Annotated in this window: 19 protein-coding genes and 1 tRNA gene; 14 read left to right on the top strand and 6 right to left on the bottom strand. The window is 39.6% G+C overall.

Features of this window, described 5'->3' with window-relative positions:
* Positions 1–146: 146 nt before the first annotated feature.
* Both G575_RS0105045 and G575_RS0105040 read right to left on the bottom strand, forming a co-directional pair.
* A complete protein-coding gene (locus G575_RS0105045; protein ID WP_051176930.1) occupies positions 147–377 on the bottom strand; it encodes a helix-turn-helix domain-containing protein in 231 nt (76 codons plus the stop codon).
* Positions 378–451: 74 nt separating this feature from the next.
* Positions 452–658: a transcriptional regulator gene (locus G575_RS0105040; protein ID WP_156874724.1), complete on the bottom strand. Its 207-nt coding sequence runs from the start codon at positions 656–658 to the stop codon at positions 452–454.
* 130 nt (positions 659–788) lie between these two features.
* Between G575_RS0105040 and G575_RS11650 the strand changes: the two genes are divergently transcribed.
* Positions 789–1,442 (top strand): helix-turn-helix domain-containing protein, encoded by a 654-nt coding sequence (locus G575_RS11650; protein ID WP_051176928.1) that lies wholly within the window; start codon positions 789–791, stop codon positions 1,440–1,442.
* 47 nt (positions 1,443–1,489) lie between these two features.
* Positions 1,490–2,632 (top strand): site-specific integrase, encoded by a 1,143-nt coding sequence (locus G575_RS0105030; RefSeq protein ID WP_027971752.1) that lies wholly within the window; start codon positions 1,490–1,492, stop codon positions 2,630–2,632.
* Positions 2,633–2,716: 84 nt separating this feature from the next.
* On the opposite strand, the gene G575_RS0105025 is transcribed toward G575_RS0105030, so the two are convergent.
* From G575_RS0105025 to yghU, 3 genes are all read right to left on the bottom strand, one after another.
* Complete coding sequence (locus G575_RS0105025) at positions 2,717–2,977, bottom strand: type B 50S ribosomal protein L31 (protein ID WP_027971751.1); 261 nt, start codon at positions 2,975–2,977, stop codon at positions 2,717–2,719.
* An 85-nt stretch (positions 2,978–3,062) separates the two neighbouring features.
* Entirely contained in the window at positions 3,063–3,995 is a 933-nt protein-coding gene (locus G575_RS0105020; RefSeq protein ID WP_027971750.1) for a DHH family phosphoesterase, read from the bottom strand.
* Positions 3,996–4,132: 137 nt separating this feature from the next.
* A complete protein-coding gene (gene yghU / locus G575_RS0105015) occupies positions 4,133–4,921 on the bottom strand; it encodes a glutathione-dependent disulfide-bond oxidoreductase (protein ID WP_027971749.1) in 789 nt (262 codons plus the stop codon).
* A gap of 164 nt (positions 4,922–5,085) precedes the next feature.
* Between yghU and add the strand changes: the two genes are divergently transcribed.
* The 12 genes from add to G575_RS0104955 all read left to right on the top strand — a co-directional run bounded on the left by add (position 5,086) and on the right by G575_RS0104955 (position 15,828).
* Positions 5,086–6,105: an adenosine deaminase gene (gene add / locus G575_RS0105010; protein ID WP_027971748.1), complete on the top strand. Its 1,020-nt coding sequence runs from the start codon at positions 5,086–5,088 to the stop codon at positions 6,103–6,105.
* Positions 6,106–6,187: 82 nt separating this feature from the next.
* The gene (locus G575_RS0105005; protein WP_027971747.1) at positions 6,188–6,631 is read left to right on the top strand and encodes a flavodoxin; all 444 of its coding nucleotides are present in this window, start codon (positions 6,188–6,190) and stop codon (positions 6,629–6,631) included.
* A gap of 57 nt (positions 6,632–6,688) precedes the next feature.
* The gene (locus G575_RS0105000; protein ID WP_027971746.1) at positions 6,689–6,958 is read left to right on the top strand and encodes a chorismate mutase; all 270 of its coding nucleotides are present in this window, start codon (positions 6,689–6,691) and stop codon (positions 6,956–6,958) included.
* Position 6,959: 1 nt separating this feature from the next.
* Positions 6,960–8,153 carry a chloride channel protein gene (locus tag G575_RS0104995; RefSeq protein ID WP_027971745.1) on the top strand — a complete coding sequence of 398 codons (1,194 nt, stop codon included), beginning with the start codon at positions 6,960–6,962 and terminating at the stop codon, positions 8,151–8,153.
* A 128-nt stretch (positions 8,154–8,281) separates the two neighbouring features.
* A complete protein-coding gene (gene rplS / locus G575_RS0104990) occupies positions 8,282–8,629 on the top strand; it encodes a 50S ribosomal protein L19 (RefSeq protein ID WP_027971744.1) in 348 nt (115 codons plus the stop codon).
* Positions 8,630–8,742: 113 nt separating this feature from the next.
* A tRNA-Arg gene (locus tag G575_RS0104985) sits at positions 8,743–8,814 on the top strand.
* 484 nt (positions 8,815–9,298) lie between these two features.
* Positions 9,299–10,474 carry an FtsW/RodA/SpoVE family cell cycle protein gene (locus G575_RS0104980; RefSeq protein ID WP_027971743.1) on the top strand — a complete coding sequence of 392 codons (1,176 nt, stop codon included), beginning with the start codon at positions 9,299–9,301 and terminating at the stop codon, positions 10,472–10,474.
* Positions 10,475–10,784: 310 nt separating this feature from the next.
* The gene (gene gyrB / locus G575_RS0104975) at positions 10,785–12,737 is read left to right on the top strand and encodes a DNA topoisomerase (ATP-hydrolyzing) subunit B (protein WP_027971742.1); all 1,953 of its coding nucleotides are present in this window, start codon (positions 10,785–10,787) and stop codon (positions 12,735–12,737) included.
* 86 nt (positions 12,738–12,823) lie between these two features.
* Positions 12,824–14,548, top strand: a complete 1,725-nt coding sequence (locus G575_RS0104970) for a septation ring formation regulator EzrA (protein ID WP_027971741.1) — start codon at positions 12,824–12,826, stop codon at positions 14,546–14,548.
* A 164-nt stretch (positions 14,549–14,712) separates the two neighbouring features.
* Positions 14,713–15,222 (top strand): peptide-methionine (S)-S-oxide reductase MsrA, encoded by a 510-nt coding sequence (gene msrA, locus G575_RS0104965; RefSeq protein ID WP_027971740.1) that lies wholly within the window; start codon positions 14,713–14,715, stop codon positions 15,220–15,222.
* Positions 15,219–15,434, top strand: a complete 216-nt coding sequence (locus G575_RS0104960; protein ID WP_027971739.1) for a YozE family protein — start codon at positions 15,219–15,221, stop codon at positions 15,432–15,434. Before msrA ends, G575_RS0104960 begins: the two co-directional genes overlap by 4 nt.
* Positions 15,435–15,450: 16 nt before the next feature.
* Positions 15,451–15,828, top strand: coding sequence for a RidA family protein (locus G575_RS0104955; protein ID WP_027971738.1), 378 nt, complete (start codon positions 15,451–15,453; stop codon positions 15,826–15,828).
* Between the two features lie 69 nt (positions 15,829–15,897).
* On the opposite strand, the gene G575_RS0104950 is transcribed toward G575_RS0104955, so the two are convergent.
* A partial coding sequence (locus G575_RS0104950; protein WP_027971737.1) for an ISL3 family transposase occupies positions 15,898–16,199 on the bottom strand: 302 nt, incomplete at its 5' end.

Here is a 16,199-nt window from a genome sequence, read left to right as displayed (position 1 = left end):
ATCAAAAAGTAGTTTTTCTTATCCATAATGCGAAGAGTTAGGATTACTAGCTCTTTTCTATAAAAATATTTACCGATTCTCACATAATATCACTTCCTTTTTATTACCAAAAACCCAAGAATCCTTTCACATGCCGACAAGCCAATTTACTGTTTTAATTCTTCTAGGATGTTATCTACATCTCTTAAATCATAATAGATAGATTTGCCTTGCCGTCTACCACGTAAACCTAAGGCTTTAAGTTTAGTTAAGTATTTATAATCGAATCCATAGAGCTCCATTAGCTCTTTTTGTTTTATCGGCTTCTGCTGTAGATACTCTAATTTTTCAGTTGCCAATCTTTCAGCGAGCGATAATATTCCATTAACCAGTTCCATGCTGGCATTTTCTGTTAGAAACTTTCCATATTTATCTCCTTTCAAATTGTTAAAACAAATACTTTTTAATACTTTTAACTAAAAAAAATATCATCAATAGTAATGTTTGGAAATTCACTTTGTAATAAATCCTTTATTGCTTGTTTTTCATTATCGTTAAATTCTATTTTTCCTATCTCTTTATTGTGATAGGATTGCTTTGAAATTTTTAGTTTCAATGCTATCTCTCCCTGAGATAGGTTAAGCATGTGACGATAACCTTTAACTCGTCTGTACTTCACAATATTCCTCCTCTCTATTAGGTTGAGTCAATAATAACAAGATTTTTTTATATTGTCAATAATTTTTAATACTTTTGTATACTTTTTTGAGATATTCTGTTATACTAGTTAACAAGAAGGAGGGAAATTTATGAATAATACAATTCTCGTAGGACTTCGCATTAAATCTATTCGAAAAAAATTAGGTGAGACAATGGAGACTTTTGGAGAAAGATTTCATGTTGGTAAAGGTACAGTTAATAACTGGGAAAAGGGGCGTAGTATTCCTAAAAAACCTACTTTATGTCAAATTTCTCAAGTGGGTAATATTGCTATTGATGAACTTTTGTATGGGGATAAATCTGAGTATATAGAGTATCTTTTTGATGCAAAAGAAGAGGAGACAGTACAAGAATATACTGAGATTAATAGAAAACAATTTCATGATGTTGTTCAGGAGAAAAAAGTAAGGTTACTTGAAAAAGATTTATCTAACTGGAGTTATAACCGTATTCTAAAAAAAGTGAATAATATTTTTGAGAAGATTACACGCGATATACCTTTAACTACAGATGATATGCTCTTAGAAATTGTTGGAACTTTAAACACCAAAATGAATTGGGTTCGTGGACTATACGACGCTGAGGGATTAAAAAAGAAAGGAGCTATAAAGAATAATAATCTTGACCTTACTTATTATGACGATGTGATGGGTGTGTTATTAAATGCACGCTCTGAAATTTCAAAGTTACGTGAAAAACTTGACGCCAATGAATCGAAAGATGTTGACCTAGCTGAGAAATAATAAATGGATTCCTTTTACATGCCGACAAGCAAAGAAAGGACATTATTATGATTAAAAAATATGAATTGAAAGATGGTACTATACGTTATATGTACCATACCTATCTTGGAATAGATAGTTTGACAGGAAAGAAAGTTTATAAGAAAAAAAGAGGATTTAAGACATCTAAAGAAGCAAAAAAGGCCGAAAGTTTACTTTTAATAAAATTTGAAGAAGTAGGTTTTGATTTAAAACCTGTAAAGATTACATTCAGGGAGTTGTTTAGCTTATGGCTGGAGCATTACCGGAATACAGTTAAAGAGAGCACATATGTTCGTCAGAAAGCACAAGCTGAGCTACACATAATACCAGTATTTGGAGATTATTTTGTAGATAAAATTACGACACAGATGTGTCAAATTCAATCAAATAAGTGGTTCAAGAAATATGCTAAGTATGCAAATTTTATGGGAATGACTCGCATGATTTTAGATTATGCCTTAAGCTTAGGATATATTAATGATAATCCTATGAAAAAGGTTATCAGACCTAGAAGACAGCAAAAAATTGATGAGCATGAATCCAAGGAAGGTAAGTTTTACTCTAGAGAAGAACTACAGCAATTTTTAACAAATGTAGAGCAGGAAAACAATCAAGAGTTACTGACAATTTTTCGTCTTCTAGCATTTACAGGGTTGCGTAAAAGTGAATTGATGGCTCTTAGGTGGAAAGATATTGATTTCAATTCTGACTCTTTATCTGTTAATCAAACAATAGTTTACGGAGAAAATAATCAAATGATTTTTCAAACTCCTAAAACAAAGAAGAGCCAAAGAATTGTTTCACTTGACCCTGTTACTTTGAAATATTTGAAAAAATGGAAGTTGGTCAAAAAGGAAGAAATTTTTCCTAGAAGACTACAGGGAGCTGAATTACTGTTTACCAATCCAGATGGGACTCCGCATAGTTTTGATTTTATCAATTACCATCTACGTTCTGTTATTACAAAATACAACTTAAAGAAAATTACACCTCACGGCTTTAGGCATACTCATTGTAGTTTGCTGTTTGAAGCAGGAGCTACAGTAAAGGAGGTTCAAGAACGGTTAGGTCATGAAGATATTAAGACAACTATGAATATCTATGCTCATGTAACAAAACAAGCAAAAGAACAAACAGCACAGAAGTTTGCTCAATTTATGAACATGTAATTAGGAGAGATTACCAAAAGGATTACCAAAGTACTTAAAAAACCACTCTCAAAAGCTGAGAATGGCTTAATCGTGTAGGTTCTCTTAGTTCGCAGCGTTTGCGTCTTTGAGACCGTATTTTTTGTTGAATTTGTCCACGCGTCCGTCTGCTTGAGTGAATTTTTGACGACCTGTGTAGAATGGGTGTGAGTCAGATGAAATTTCCACACGGATAAGTGGGTAAGTCTCACCTTCAAATTCTACAGTTTCTTTAGAGCTCTTTGTAGAACCGCTAAGAAATTGGTAGCCAGTAGTTGTATCAAGGAATACAACTGGACGGTATTCTGGATGGATATCTTTTTTCATGTTAATGGTTCCTTTCTGCCATGGTACTTTGCGCACCATAGTTATTAACTGTTTTATTCTATCAAAAATAGCAGAGCTTGGCAAGCTATTTAGCTAATAAATCTTTAAGTTCTTGATAGATTCGCTCGTTTTCTTCGAGGCTGTAGGAATTAGCACCACTAGCAAGGGGATGCCCCCCACCGTCGTGAGCTTTGGCAATGGTATTGATGATAGCTTCTTTGCTACGAAGCCGAACACGATAATAACCTTCTTCTTGCTCTACAAAGATGGCCCAACTTTGCACGCTATCAATTTTTCCAGGGGTGCCAACGATAGCTGATGTTTCAGCATCTGTGACATCGAACTTTTTAAGTGTTTGACGTGTTAGGAGTATACGTGCAGCACCGTTTTGATCGACTTCTAAATGGTCAAAAACATAGCCTTGTAATTTGGCGATTTTCATAGGAAAGGAGTCCATACGACGAGCCATTCCTGAGAAATCAAAATCGTATTCTCGGAGTTTAGCAGCTATCTGCATGGTTTTACTCGTGGTGGCAGGATATAAAAAGCGTCCCGTATCTCCGACAATCCCGTTGTAAAGGAGCGCAGCCCCTTCGTTAGAAAGAGTTAGTCCCACCGAGAAGGCCCAGTCGCTAATGATCTCACTTGCCGATGATGCTGTGGTATCAACGTAGACCAGATCTCCATAGACATCATCATTTGGGTGATGGTCGATTTTGATGATAAAATCCCCTTTTTGGTAGCGGTCGTCATCAATGCGGGGAGTATTTGCTGTATCAGTCACGATGACAAGCGCTCCCTCATAATCCTGATCAGTGACAGTATCCATTTTGGCTAGCCAGGTTAGGGTAGATTCATCAGTGCCTGCTGCTAAAACGTTTTTTTCAGGGAAATTAGTTCGAATGATTTCACGAAGACCTATCTGAGAGCCGATGGCGTCTGGATCAGGTCTTTGATGCCTATGGATGATGATGGTATCGTAAGTTTTGATTTTATCTAAAATGTTGGTAAAAGTCATGATGTCCTCCCCTGTCTATTTGGTAACGGTTTGAGAGATGTTTTGGGTCATTGGTAGGTTTTTGAGCTTGTGATGTTGACTCCTTTTGCCACAGCTGAATCACTGAATTTGGCCAAGAAATCTATTTCCAAAAGCTGCTAGTTGATTTCCTTATAGGTAACTTCAAGTCCTCGCTTGACGGCAGGGCGTTCAGAAATTTCTTCTGCCCAACGTACAAGGTTTTTATAGCCTTTGATGTCTAGGAAGCGACCAGCTCCTTCCCAAAGCTTATCCTGTGCTAAGCGTCCATACCATGCCCAGATAGCAATGTCTGCGATGCTGTAATCTTGGCTTGTGATAAAGCGTTTATTAGCCAATTCTTTATCTAAGAGGTCCAATTGGCGCTTAGCTTCCATGGTAAAGCGGTTGATGGGATACTCTAATTTTTCAGGTGCGTAGTGGAAGAAATGCCCAAAGCCACCCCCTAGAAAGGGTGCTGCTCCAGTTTGCCAGAAGAGCCAGTTTAAAACTTCTGTGCGCTTACTAAAGTCGTCAGGAATCAGTTTGTGATACTTATCGGCCAAGTAAAGAAGGATGGAGGATGATTCGAAGATACGGATTGTTTCTTGGTTCGATTGATCGATCATGGCAGGGATTTTTGAATTAGGGTTTATCGCAACAAAGCCAGAACCAAACTGATCACCTTCGCCAATCTTGATGCGATAGAGGTCATAGCTAATCTCAACTCCAAGCTCGATAAGCTCTTCAAACATGATGGTTGCCTTAAGACCATTTGGTGTTCCTAGTGAGTATAGTTGAAAATCGGCCTCTCCCACAGGCAAGGTTTGTTCAAAACGGCTATCAGCCGTTGGTTGATTGAGACCACCCCAAGCACCTCCCATTTGGTCAGGGGTTTTCCAGATATCAGGTAAGAAATAGTTGGACATGATAGTCTCCTTTTGATTTTTTTACATTGTATCAAAAATAAGGATATTTTCAAAATAGGGAATTCACTCTATTTAAGAATTTGATAAAAATTCGGTTTTTATCTTGAAATCTTGCAAAGATATGGTATGATAGTAAAAATATTTCGAGAAAGGATGACGTCATTATGGCAGATTGGCTAAAAAAACTAGCAAAAACCGAACTACATTGTCACTTAGATGGTTCCTTATCATTACCAACAATTAGACGTTTAGCAGATATGGCGGGACTTAATTTTCCAACTAGCGACAAGGAATTGAAAGGTTTAGTAACGGCGCCACAAGAAGTCAGCAGTTTGAATGATTACCTTAAGACTTTTGATGTTGTAAGACCCCTTTTACAAACTAAGGAAGCCTTGTGCCTTGCTGCCTATGATGTGGCTAGGCAAGCGGCATTAGAAAATGTCATTTATATCGAAATTCGATTTGCACCAGAGCTTTCTATGGATCAAGGGTTAACAGTAGTAGAAGTTATCGCAGCTGTTTGTCAGGGCTTGGCTAAAGCTCAGGAAGATTTTGGCATTGTTGCTAAGGCCTTAGTTTGTGGTCTTCGTCAATCCGATTTAGCCTTTACTAAGGAGATGTTTAGTCAAGCCAAAGCTTCACAGCAAGACTTGCTAGTTGGTGCGGATTTTGCTGGCAATGAGGTTGATTTTCCGACAGAGACGGTAGCTGATGGGATAAAGCATGCCCAAAAATTAGGCTTTCCTTTGACCTTTCATGCAGGGGAACAATGTGGTTGCGCAGCTAATATTGCCCATGCCATCCAATTAGGGGTGAAGAGAACTGGTCATACGACAGCGATACTAGAAATTCCAGGTCTTTTGGAAGAGTTTGCCCAAGCAGGCGCTACCGCAGAAATGGCACTGACCAGTAATTTACAGACAAAAGCCATTGCAGAAATTGGTCAGCACCCGTATTTAGCCTTAAAAGAAGCAGGTGTTAAGTTATCCATAAACACAGATAATCGGACGGTATCAGATACTGATTTGACTAAGGAGTACGCCCTTTATGTAGAGCATTTCGGGGCAAGCGTTGCGGATTTCTTTAAACATAATCAAGATGCTATTCAGGCTTCTTTTGCTTCAGAGGCTGAAAAAGCAGAGCTCTTATCAAAGCTTGCCCAATCCTATGCACCATTTTTATAAAAATATGCTATAATAGAAATAATTTGACTTTAAGAAAGGAAGGCTCCTATTCTTTTAGGAGATAGGATTGGTATCAATAGCTATGGCTTTGGCAAAAATTGTTTACGCAAGCATGACTGGAAATACGGAAGAAATAGCAGACATTGTGGCAAAAAAACTTGAAGAGTTGGGACATACTGTTGAAGTTGATGAGTGCACAACAGTAGATGCTTCGGATTTTGAAGGATCAGATTTGGCTATCGTTGCTACTTATACCTATGGCGATGGGGACTTGCCAGATGAGATTGTTGATTTTTATGAAGATTTAGCCGATGTTGATTTGTCTGGGACAATTTATGGCGTTGTCGGTTCAGGCGACACCTTCTACGATTATTTTTGTAAGTCCGTGGATGAGTTTGAGGAACAATTTGCGCTAACGGGAGCAACCAAAGGGGCTAATTCTGTCAAGGTTGATTTGGCAGCAGAAGATGAAGACATTGAAAAGCTGGAAGCCTTCGCAGAAGAAATGTCCGCAAAATTGGGCTAAATGAACGAAAGTCAGGTAAGCCCCTGACTTTTTGTGTTAAATGGAAAAGAGGAAATGATGGATTTAGAAACGATTAGACAAGATATTGATGCCATTGATAGCCAGTTAGTGGTTTTACTTGAAAAACGCATGGCTTTGGTGACGCAAGTAGCAGCTTACAAGAAAGCGACAGGAAAAGCTGTTCTGGATGCTGCACGAGAAGAAGCGGTGCTTGAAAAAGTGGCTGCACGTGTGGATGATAAGGACTTTGAAGCGGCCATTGTGGCAACTTTTTCGGATATTATGAAACATTCACGTGATTATCAGGCAGCTACATTAGGAAAATAGCATGAAAAAGGCTAAAGAGTACCTAAAAATAGCCATAGCGGCTATCTGCATAGGTATGACATCGGGTCTGATAACAACCGTATTTGGCAAGGGTTTGCTCTTGATTTCAGCATTTAGGACACAGTACCTACCCTATCTTTTGCCTTTTTTACCTGTTGCAGGTCTCGTGATTGTTTTTCTTTACCAGAAATTTGGTGGCAAAGCGATAAAGGGAATGGGCCAAATCTTTTTAGTTGGTCAGGAAGAAGACAATGACATCCCTCTTGTACTAGTCCCACTAGCGATGGTGACGACATGGTTAACGCATCTTTTTGGTGGTTCTGCAGGACGTGAAGGGGTAGGGGTGCAATTGGGAGCAACGATTGCCCATCACCTGTCTCGCCTCTTTTCGTTAAAATCAACTAGCCGCTTTGCCATCACAATAGGAATTGCAGCGGGATTTTCTGGCCTCTTTCAGACGCCTTTAGCTGCGATTTTCTTTGCTATGGAAGTCTTGGTTGTTGGAAAGTGGTATCTAAAAGCCTTATTGCCAACCATGGTGGCAAGTTTTACGGCAGCCTGGACCAGTCACCGCTTAAGCTTAGAAAAATTCTACCACCCCATCTCACTTGAGTTGCAGTTAGAGCCCTCGCTCTTATTTCAGCTTGCTGTCTTAGGTTTGATTTTTGGTCTGGTTGGAAATGGTTTTGCAGTGATTTTATCTTATAGCAAAAGCAAATTGGGAGGCAGTTTTAAGAATCCTTACCTTAAGATTTTCGGTGTTGGGATAGTCCTAGCCTTACTCCTTTGGGTAGCCCATCAAGGGAGGTATTCAGGTTTGGGGACTAACCTGATTGAACTTTCTTTTTCAGGTGGTACCATTACAGGCTATGATTGGTTGTTAAAATTACTATTGACCGTTTTAACGATTGCCATCGGTTTTCAGGGTGGTGAGGTGACGCCACTTTTTGCCATTGGCAGTTCTCTTGGTGTTGCGTTGACGATTTGGCTGGATTTGCCAGTCGAATTGCTTGCCGCTTGTGGTTATATAGGTGTCTTTGCGGCTGCGACCAATACTTTCTTAGCACCGATGTTTATCGGCGGTGAAGTGTTTGGTTTTGAAAACGTACCTTACTTTTTTGTGGTCTCAGCCTTTGCTTATATGGTCAATCAGAAGGCTAGTATCTATGCTAAGCAAAAATTAGCTAAAACCTAACAAATAACTAGACAGCGACAGCCCTTTTTGTTAAAATAATAAGAGTGTGTAATGGACGCACAAAAATTACGGCTAATCCGCTGGGACGATAGACTGCTCCTAAGATTAGTAAGATAGGAGAATAAAAGATGAATCCATTAATCCAAAGTTTGACAGAAGGTCAACTTCGTACTGATATCCCTTCTTTCCGTCCTGGTGACACTGTACGTGTTCACGCTAAGGTCGTCGAAGGAAATCGCGAACGTATCCAGATCTTTGAAGGAGTTGTTATCTCTCGTAAAGGTCAAGGCATTTCAGAAATGTACACTGTTCGTAAAATTTCTGGTGGTATCGGGGTAGAACGTACTTTCCCAATCCACACACCACGTGTTGATAAAATCGAAGTTGTGCGTTACGGTAAAGTCCGTCGTGCGAAACTTTACTACTTGCGTGCGCTTCAAGGTAAAGCTGCTCGTATTAAAGAAATCCGTCGCTAAGATAGTCCAGTGGGCTATTTTAGTCGGAAAACGGGAGGCGGCAGGTGCCGCCTTTCCTTTTAGCTGATGCTCTTCAGCTGGTCAAATCTGTCCTAGTGGCAGATTTTTTACGCGCTCTCTTAGTTAAATGGATATAACAAATTCCTCCTAAGAATTAGTTGCAGGTTCGATTCCTGCAGGGGGCAAATAAACCACCCAAAAAGCCTGATTTTACAGGCTTTTTTTCTTACTTGTCCAATTTTTTAAAGAGTTGACGTCTTTTTTTTTGAAATCTTCCTCTCCTTGATCTTGGTAAAGGTAAGTATGTTTTTTAAATGTCTTGAGTCTCCATTAATTCATAAATATAGTTTATTGGCATTATTATGGTCATAAATAAAATGTAGGTCAATACCATCGAAAAACTTATTGACTTTGTTTAAGGTGATAATAACGTAAGCAAAGTAAAAATTTTGGCATAACTGACAATGTATTATATCTCTTTTTATACCCAGGCACAGCGGTAAAGCCGTTCTAACTCATCATCTGTTGATGCTTCTATACTTGACACATTGTTTCGAGTAATGGTGATGAAATGGGGGGTGTAAAATATGTTTTTCTTGCTAACAAATCGTTTGAAACATGGTATAATAGAAAGGCATTTTGAATAACAAAGGGGAAGTGGGTGAGAAGATGGCGAAACGAAAGCAGACCTGGGAGAATAGAGTGGATTATTCCTTGTTGTTGCCGGTCTTTTTTTTATTGGTAACAGGCTTTGCGTCTATCTATGTGGCGACAGCAAATGATTATCCAGATCGTTTGCTTACCGTGATGATTCAGCAAGGGGTCTGGGTGCTTATAGGGAGTTTTATGGCATTTGTGGCCATGTTCTTTAGCACTAAATTGTTATGGAAGTTAACGCCAGTTCTCTATCTGTTGGGGCTTGGTTTGATGGTGTTGCCTCTAGTCTTTTACAGCGATCGTCTTTACTTAGTAACGGGAGCTAAAAACTGGGTAACTGTTGGTAATGTGACCTTATTTCAACCATCAGAGTTCATGAAAATTGCCTATATTTTGATGTTGTCACGTTTGGCGGTCGTCTTTCAAAGGAAGGAGTCGGATCCTGACCTACGCCATGACTGGAAATTGCTAGCGATTTACATTGGCATCACCCTACCTGTTTTGGCATTGTTGGCGATGCAAAAAGACTTCGGAACAGCCTTGGTGTTTTTGGCTATATTGATTGGTATCGTTGTTTTATCGGGGATCTCTTGGAAAATTCTTCTGCCGATCTTCACGACGCTCGTTTTTTTTGTAGCTGTCTTTTTTGCCCTGTTTATCTGGGAGACGGGTCGCGGATGGCTGTATGATTTAGGAATGCCAACCTATCAAATCAATCGTATTTCAGCTTGGATGGATCCGTTTTCTTATTCGACAAGTATTGCTTACCAACAAACTCAAGGGATGATTTCGATTGGAAGTGGTGGCTTAAGTGGTAAAGGCTTCAATGTTGTCGAACTATCGATTCCAGTAAGAGAAAGTGATATGATTTTTACAGTTATTGGTGAAAATTTTGGCTTTATAGGTTCGGCCTTAGTTTTAGGGACCTACCTCTGGCTTTTTTATCGCATGTTGCGAATCACATTTGCTTCAAACAATCGTTTTTACACTTATACCGCAGTTGGCTTTATTATGATGATTCTCTTCCATGTTTTTGAAAATATTGGCGCTGTTCTTGGGATATTGCCTTTGACAGGGATTCCCTTGCCATTTATTTCTCAAGGTGGATCTGCTTTGATATCTAACCTCATAGGCATTGGCTTGGTATTGTCCATGGCTTACCAAAATCATTTGGCTAGAGAACATTAAGTAGCATTCTAATGCGATTTACAGGCATGTCTTATCTACGAGACATGCTTTTGTATTGGGGCTTTTTCTAGTAAAACGCTTTGAAATATGCTATAATAAACGTTATGGATTATGTTAAGTCAAAAGAAATGTTAACTAATCGAGGTGTTTGTAAAACATGGGAACAATCAGATTCTTTTTAAAATAGTTGTGCCCAAAACGCCTTAAATGAGAGTGATTAGAAATGTTACGACGTGACGGAGAGGTAGTTGGGTTATCCTCTACGACTTATAATATAGAAATTTGATCTAGGGAGTTATTGTAAAGTAAGATGGCAGAAGACATTAAAGATTTGGAAAGTTTGGCACAAGAATATGACGCCAGTCAAATTCAGGTTCTTGAAGGACTTGAAGCGGTTCGTATGCGTCCAGGAATGTATATTGGGTCGACTTCAAAAGAAGGCCTGCACCATTTGGTTTGGGAAATTGTTGATAACTCTATTGATGAAGCCTTGGCAGGATTTGCTAGTCAAATCGAAGTATCTATCGAACCTGATAATTCGATTACCGTTATTGATGACGGCCGTGGGATTCCAGTTGATATTCAGGAAAAAACAGGACGTCCAGCGGTAGAGACCGTCTTTACCGTCTTGCACGCTGGAGGAAAATTTGGCGGTGGCGGTTACAAAGTTTCCGGGGGGCTTCACGGTGTGGGTTCTTCCGTCGTTAACGCCTTGTCAACGCAACTTGATGTTAAGGTTTATAAAAACGGACAGATTTATTATCAAGAGTATAAACGCGGTGCAGTTGTTGCGGATCTTGAGGTTATCGGTGAGACAGATCGCACAGGAACAACTGTGCACTTTACGCCAGATCCAGAAATTTTCACAGAAACGATAGAATATGATTTTGCCAAGTTGGCTAAACGCATTCAAGAACTAGCTTTTCTTAATAAAGGACTTCGTATCTCTATCTCAGATAAGCGTGAGGGCCTTGAACAGATGAAAGATTTCCACTATGAAGGTGGGATCACTTCCTATGTCGAATACATTAACGAGAACAAAGACGCTATCTTTGAAACGCCGATTTATACGAATGGTGAGTTGGAAGGGATTACTGTAGAAGTAGCCATGCAGTACACAACAGGCTATCACGAGACAGTGATGTCTTTTGCAAATAACATTCATACCCATGAAGGTGGAACTCACGAGCAAGGTTTTCGAACAGCCCTGACCCGTGTTATCAATGATTATGCAAGGTCCAACAACATCCTTAAAGAAAAGGATGATAATTTAACAGGTGAGGATGTCCGTGAAGGCTTGACAGCGGTTATCTCTGTTAAACATCCCAATCCACAGTTTGAAGGTCAGACCAAAACAAAATTAGGAAACTCAGAAGTTGTCAAAATTACCAACCGTCTTTTTGCAGATGCTTTCCAGCGTTTTCTTTTGGAAAATCCTCAGGTTGCCCGTAAAATTGTTGAAAAAGGGATTTTGGCAAGCAAAGCTCGTATTGCAGCTAAGCGTGCCCGTGAAGTGACGCGTAAAAAATCAGGTCTTGAAATTTCAAATCTTCCTGGGAAATTAGCGGATTGTTCATCAAACAATGCGGAGATGAACGAATTGTTTATCGTCGAAGGAGACTCGGCAGGTGGTTCAGCTAAGTCAGGACGAAACCGTGAGTTTCAGGCTATTTTGCCTATTCGCGGTAAGATCCTAAACGTCGAAAAAGCCACTATGGATAAAATTCTTGCTAATGAAGAGATTAGAAGCCTCTTCACAGCCATGGGAACGGGATTTGGCGCGGATTTTGATGTGTCAAAAGCAAGGTATCAAAAACTGGTATTGATGACAGATGCAGACGTTGACGGTGCCCATATCCGAACGCTCTTGTTGACTCTCATTTATCGCTTTATGCGCCCAGTACTAGAGGCAGGTTATGTTTATATTGCGCAACCGCCAATTTACGGTGTCAAAGTAGGTTCAGACATTAAAGAATACATTCAACCTGGAGCTGACCAGGAGCAAAGATTACAAGAGGCGCTTGAACGCTATACGGTGGGGCGTTCAAAACCAACGGTTCAACGGTATAAAGGTCTTGGAGAGATGGATGACCACCAGCTTTGGGAAACGACAATGGATCCTGAACGTCGTCTGATGGCTCGTGTTTCTGTGGAAGATGCTGCAGAAGCTGATAAAATCTTTGATATGCTTATGGGAGATAAGGTTGAGCCACGTCGCGAATTTATTGAAGAAAATGCCGTCTACTCCACTTTAGATGTCTAGAGCTGGCAAGCCCTGTTGAAAAGAGCTTATAACTATGCTATAATTGCAATGTTACAGACTTTTATAAAAGATATAAGGAGAAACTCATGTCGAACGGAATCGTTCTACTAGTGGTAGCTATCATTGTCTTAGTGATTATAGCCTACCTATTTGGCGTAGTTATCCGTAAAAGAAATGATGCATTGATTGCAAGTTTAGAAGAGAAAAAACAAGAACTCTTTGACTTGCCAGTCAATGAAGAAATTGAACACGTCAAAAATTTACATCTGATTGGTCAAAGTCAGACAACTTTCCGTGAATGGAATCAAAAATGGGTAGATCTCTCCCTGAATTCCTTCTCAGATATTGAAAATCATATTTTTGAAGCTGAAAATTATAACGATACTTTTAATTTTATCCGAGCTAAGCAAGAAATAAAAGCGATTCAAAGCCAACTGAGTGTTATAGAAGAAGACATCACAGCAATTCGTGAAGCACTCGTCTTACTGGCAGAGCAAGAAGATAAAAATAGTTCTCGTGTCACTTATGCTCTAGATATGTATGAGAACCTTCAAAATGAGATTGCTAGTCAGACCGATAGTTATGGTCCAGCTATGCCTGAAATTCGCAAGCAACTAACTCATATCCAATCAGAGTTCACTCAATTTGTGACGCTAAATTCATCAGGAGATCCCGTTGAAGCTGCTGAAATTTTGGAAAAAGCAGAGGAGCACACCATTGCTCTTGGGCAAATTGCTGAAAAAATCCAGCCTCTAGTTTCTCAGTTAGAAGACAATCTTCCTGGTCAACTTGAGGATTTGGAGACTGGTTATAGTCGACTCTTAGAAGAAAATTATTATTTCTCTGAAGAGAATATCGAATCTGATTTCCAGATTATCCGAGAAGCAATTAGTGATAGCACAGATGATTTAGCAAATTTAGAGCTTGATAAGGTTGAAGCTAGTTGCCAGGATATTCAAAATCGCCTAGACACCTTCTATGACTTGTTTGAGCGCGAAATTGCAGATCACAAAGAAGTTCTTAAATTAACCCAGCGTCTCCCTAAATACTTAAAACATGTTGAGGAGATGAATGACAACCTAATTGTCGAGTTGAACCGCTTGACCCATCGTTATATTTTTAGCGACAATATAGGAAATCGTTTGGGGATTTATAAGGCTAATCTCTCGGAATTAGAGGTTGAACTACAGCCGGCACTTGAGGATATTGCTGACGAAGAAAAACCATTTTCTGATTGGAAAAAAGCACTCAAGAAGTTAGAGTCTAAGATCACAGATATCGAAGAAGGGCAACTAACGATTTTTGAAGCTTTAAAAGAGACAGAAAAAGGTGAGGTTGAAGCGCAGCATCAATTGGAAAATTATATCAATCGTCTCCATGTCATTAAACGTTTTATGGAAAAACGTAATCTTCCAGGGATTCCACAAGAGTTTATGAGCTACTTCTTTACTGCAAGCTCACAATTAGAAGTCCTTCGAGATGAGCTGAGCCGTTTGCGCGTGGATATGGTAGCCGTTGGTAAGATGTTAGATGTCGCGACATCAGCCATGACAACTTTGGAAGATGCCACCTATCAAGTTGTTCGAGATGCGGTGTTAACAGAGCAATTGCTACAATACTCTAATCGCTACCGTAGTTTTGATCCGAATGTTCAAGAGAGCTATGAACGCTCCATGCAAGCATTCCAGATGGACTTTAATTACAAGGCTGCATTTGCAGAAATCTCTGATGCTTTGGAGGTTGTTGAACCAGGTGTTACCAGTCGTTTTGTAACCTCTTACGAGAAGAGTAAAGAAATCATTAGATTTTAGAAAGTTGCTACATTAGTGTATAAAATAAAAGGATTCAAAGCTATGTCTCATAGTGTTGAGTCCTTTTTTATTACTAATCATCATTTTACCCTTTTAGAGTCAGTTTAACGTTGCCAGATACTCATGCTTTTGCTAAAATATAACAAATAAGGGGGGGACGAACGATGGAGAAGGCTATTTTTGCAGGAGGTTGCTTCTGGTGTATGGTACAACCTTTTGAAGAACAAGAGGGGATTTTGTCTGTTTTATCGGGCTACACAGCAGGTCATGTTGAAAATCCTAGCTACGAAGCAGTATGTGCAGGTGGAACTGGACATACCGAAGCAGTTGAAATTATTTTTGATCCTGACAAGATTTCTTATTCAGAATTGGTTGATATCTATTGGACACAGACAGACCCGACAGATGCTTTTGGTCAGTTTGAAGATAGAGGCGATAATTACCGTCCGGTGATTTTCTATAGCAGTGATGAGCAGCGTGTCATCGCAGAAGCATCTAAGCAGGCTCTTCAAGATTCGGGACGTTTTAATCGTCCTATCGTGACCAGTATAGAGCCTGCGCAGCCATTTTATCCAGCAGAAGCCTACCATCAAGGATTTTATAAGACGAATCCGAAGCGTTACAAAGAGAGCTCTGCCATCCGCAAAGCCTTTCTGAAGGAGAACTGGACGTGAGAAAATCGTTTTATACATGGCTGATGGCGCAACGTAATCCCAAATCAGATGCTCCTGTAGCTATTTTAGCGGATTTGGCTTTTGAGGATTCCAGTTTTCCAAAGCATACAGATGATTTTGAACAGGTCAGTCGCTATCTTGAGGATGAGGCTAGCTTCAGCTTTAACTTGGGAGAGTTTGATAGGATTTGGGATGAATATTTAGCACATTAAAAATAAGGAGATCAACATGAAAGTTATTCACACCACCAAGGCACCTGCTGCTATTGGTCCATATGTTCAAGGGAAAATTGTCGGTAATCTATTGTTTGCAAGTGGTCAAGTGCCCTTGTCTCCAGAAACAGGAGAGATTGTAGGTGAAACCATTGAAGAGCAGACGCAACAGGTCATAAAAAATATTGCGGCCATTTTGGAAGAAGCGGGCACTGATTTTGATCATGTGGTTAAAACGACCTGTTTTTTAAGTGATATGAATGATTTTAGCGCCTTCAATGACGTTTATAAAACAGCTTTTCACTCGGACTTTCCAGCGCGTTCAGCGGTAGAAGTGGCGCGGCTTCCTCGTGATGTTAAAGTTGAAATCGAAGTCATCGCTGAAGTTGTGTGATAAAGATGTCGATTTATAGTCTAGCAGGTGAATCGCGGCTCATTGTCAACTGTAGTGGGTGACTTATAACTAAGCACGAGAGAGAATCAAATTGGTTCTCTCTCTTTGCATGTTCAAAGCGATGAGAATTTTAGTTTTAAAGTTTTTGAAGTTTCGAAATCCAAAAGCTTGGCGTTTGATGTCCTTGATAAGCTTGTTGGTCGCTTCCAACTTGGCATTGGAATAAGGCAACTCAAGTGCGTTGATGATGTAAGCTTTGTATTTGAGAAAGGTCTTGAAGACGGTCAAAAATGGCTGCTTGACGAGCTTCAAATGGTCTTCAATGAGTTCAAAGCATTCAGTTGCTCGTTTTTCTTGAAAATGGAAGAGCA

Origin of the sequence: Streptococcus plurextorum DSM 22810 (genome assembly GCF_000423745.1) — a bacterium.
GTDB lineage: Bacteria > Bacillota > Bacilli > Lactobacillales > Streptococcaceae > Streptococcus > Streptococcus plurextorum.
Note: the sequence above shows the minus strand (reverse complement) of the source record. Positions and strands in the feature narration are given on the sequence as shown.

Excerpts from the sequence above, each read along its gene's own strand:
- G575_RS0105045 (WP_051176930.1), bottom strand. The coding sequence starts at position 377 with ATGGAACTGGTTAATGGAATATTATCGCTCGCTGAAAGATTGGCAACT.
- G575_RS11650 (WP_051176928.1), top strand. The coding sequence starts at position 789 with ATGAATAATACAATTCTCGTAGGACTTCGCATTAAATCTATTCGAAAA.
- G575_RS0105030 (WP_027971752.1), top strand. The coding sequence starts at position 1,490 with ATGATTAAAAAATATGAATTGAAAGATGGTACTATACGTTATATGTAC.
- G575_RS0105025 (WP_027971751.1), bottom strand. The coding sequence starts at position 2,977 with ATGAAAAAAGATATCCATCCAGAATACCGTCCAGTTGTATTCCTTGAT.
- G575_RS0105020 (WP_027971750.1), bottom strand. The coding sequence starts at position 3,995 with ATGACTTTTACCAACATTTTAGATAAAATCAAAACTTACGATACCATC.
- yghU (WP_027971749.1), bottom strand. The coding sequence starts at position 4,921 with ATGTCCAACTATTTCTTACCTGATATCTGGAAAACCCCTGACCAAATG.
- add (WP_027971748.1), top strand. The coding sequence starts at position 5,086 with ATGGCAGATTGGCTAAAAAAACTAGCAAAAACCGAACTACATTGTCAC.
- G575_RS0105005 (WP_027971747.1), top strand. The coding sequence starts at position 6,188 with ATGGCTTTGGCAAAAATTGTTTACGCAAGCATGACTGGAAATACGGAA.
- G575_RS0105000 (WP_027971746.1), top strand. The coding sequence starts at position 6,689 with ATGGATTTAGAAACGATTAGACAAGATATTGATGCCATTGATAGCCAG.
- G575_RS0104995 (WP_027971745.1), top strand. The coding sequence starts at position 6,960 with ATGAAAAAGGCTAAAGAGTACCTAAAAATAGCCATAGCGGCTATCTGC.
- rplS (WP_027971744.1), top strand. The coding sequence starts at position 8,282 with ATGAATCCATTAATCCAAAGTTTGACAGAAGGTCAACTTCGTACTGAT.
- G575_RS0104980 (WP_027971743.1), top strand. The coding sequence starts at position 9,299 with ATGGCGAAACGAAAGCAGACCTGGGAGAATAGAGTGGATTATTCCTTG.
- gyrB (WP_027971742.1), top strand. The coding sequence starts at position 10,785 with ATGGCAGAAGACATTAAAGATTTGGAAAGTTTGGCACAAGAATATGAC.
- G575_RS0104970 (WP_027971741.1), top strand. The coding sequence starts at position 12,824 with ATGTCGAACGGAATCGTTCTACTAGTGGTAGCTATCATTGTCTTAGTG.
- msrA (WP_027971740.1), top strand. The coding sequence starts at position 14,713 with ATGGAGAAGGCTATTTTTGCAGGAGGTTGCTTCTGGTGTATGGTACAA.
- G575_RS0104955 (WP_027971738.1), top strand. The coding sequence starts at position 15,451 with ATGAAAGTTATTCACACCACCAAGGCACCTGCTGCTATTGGTCCATAT.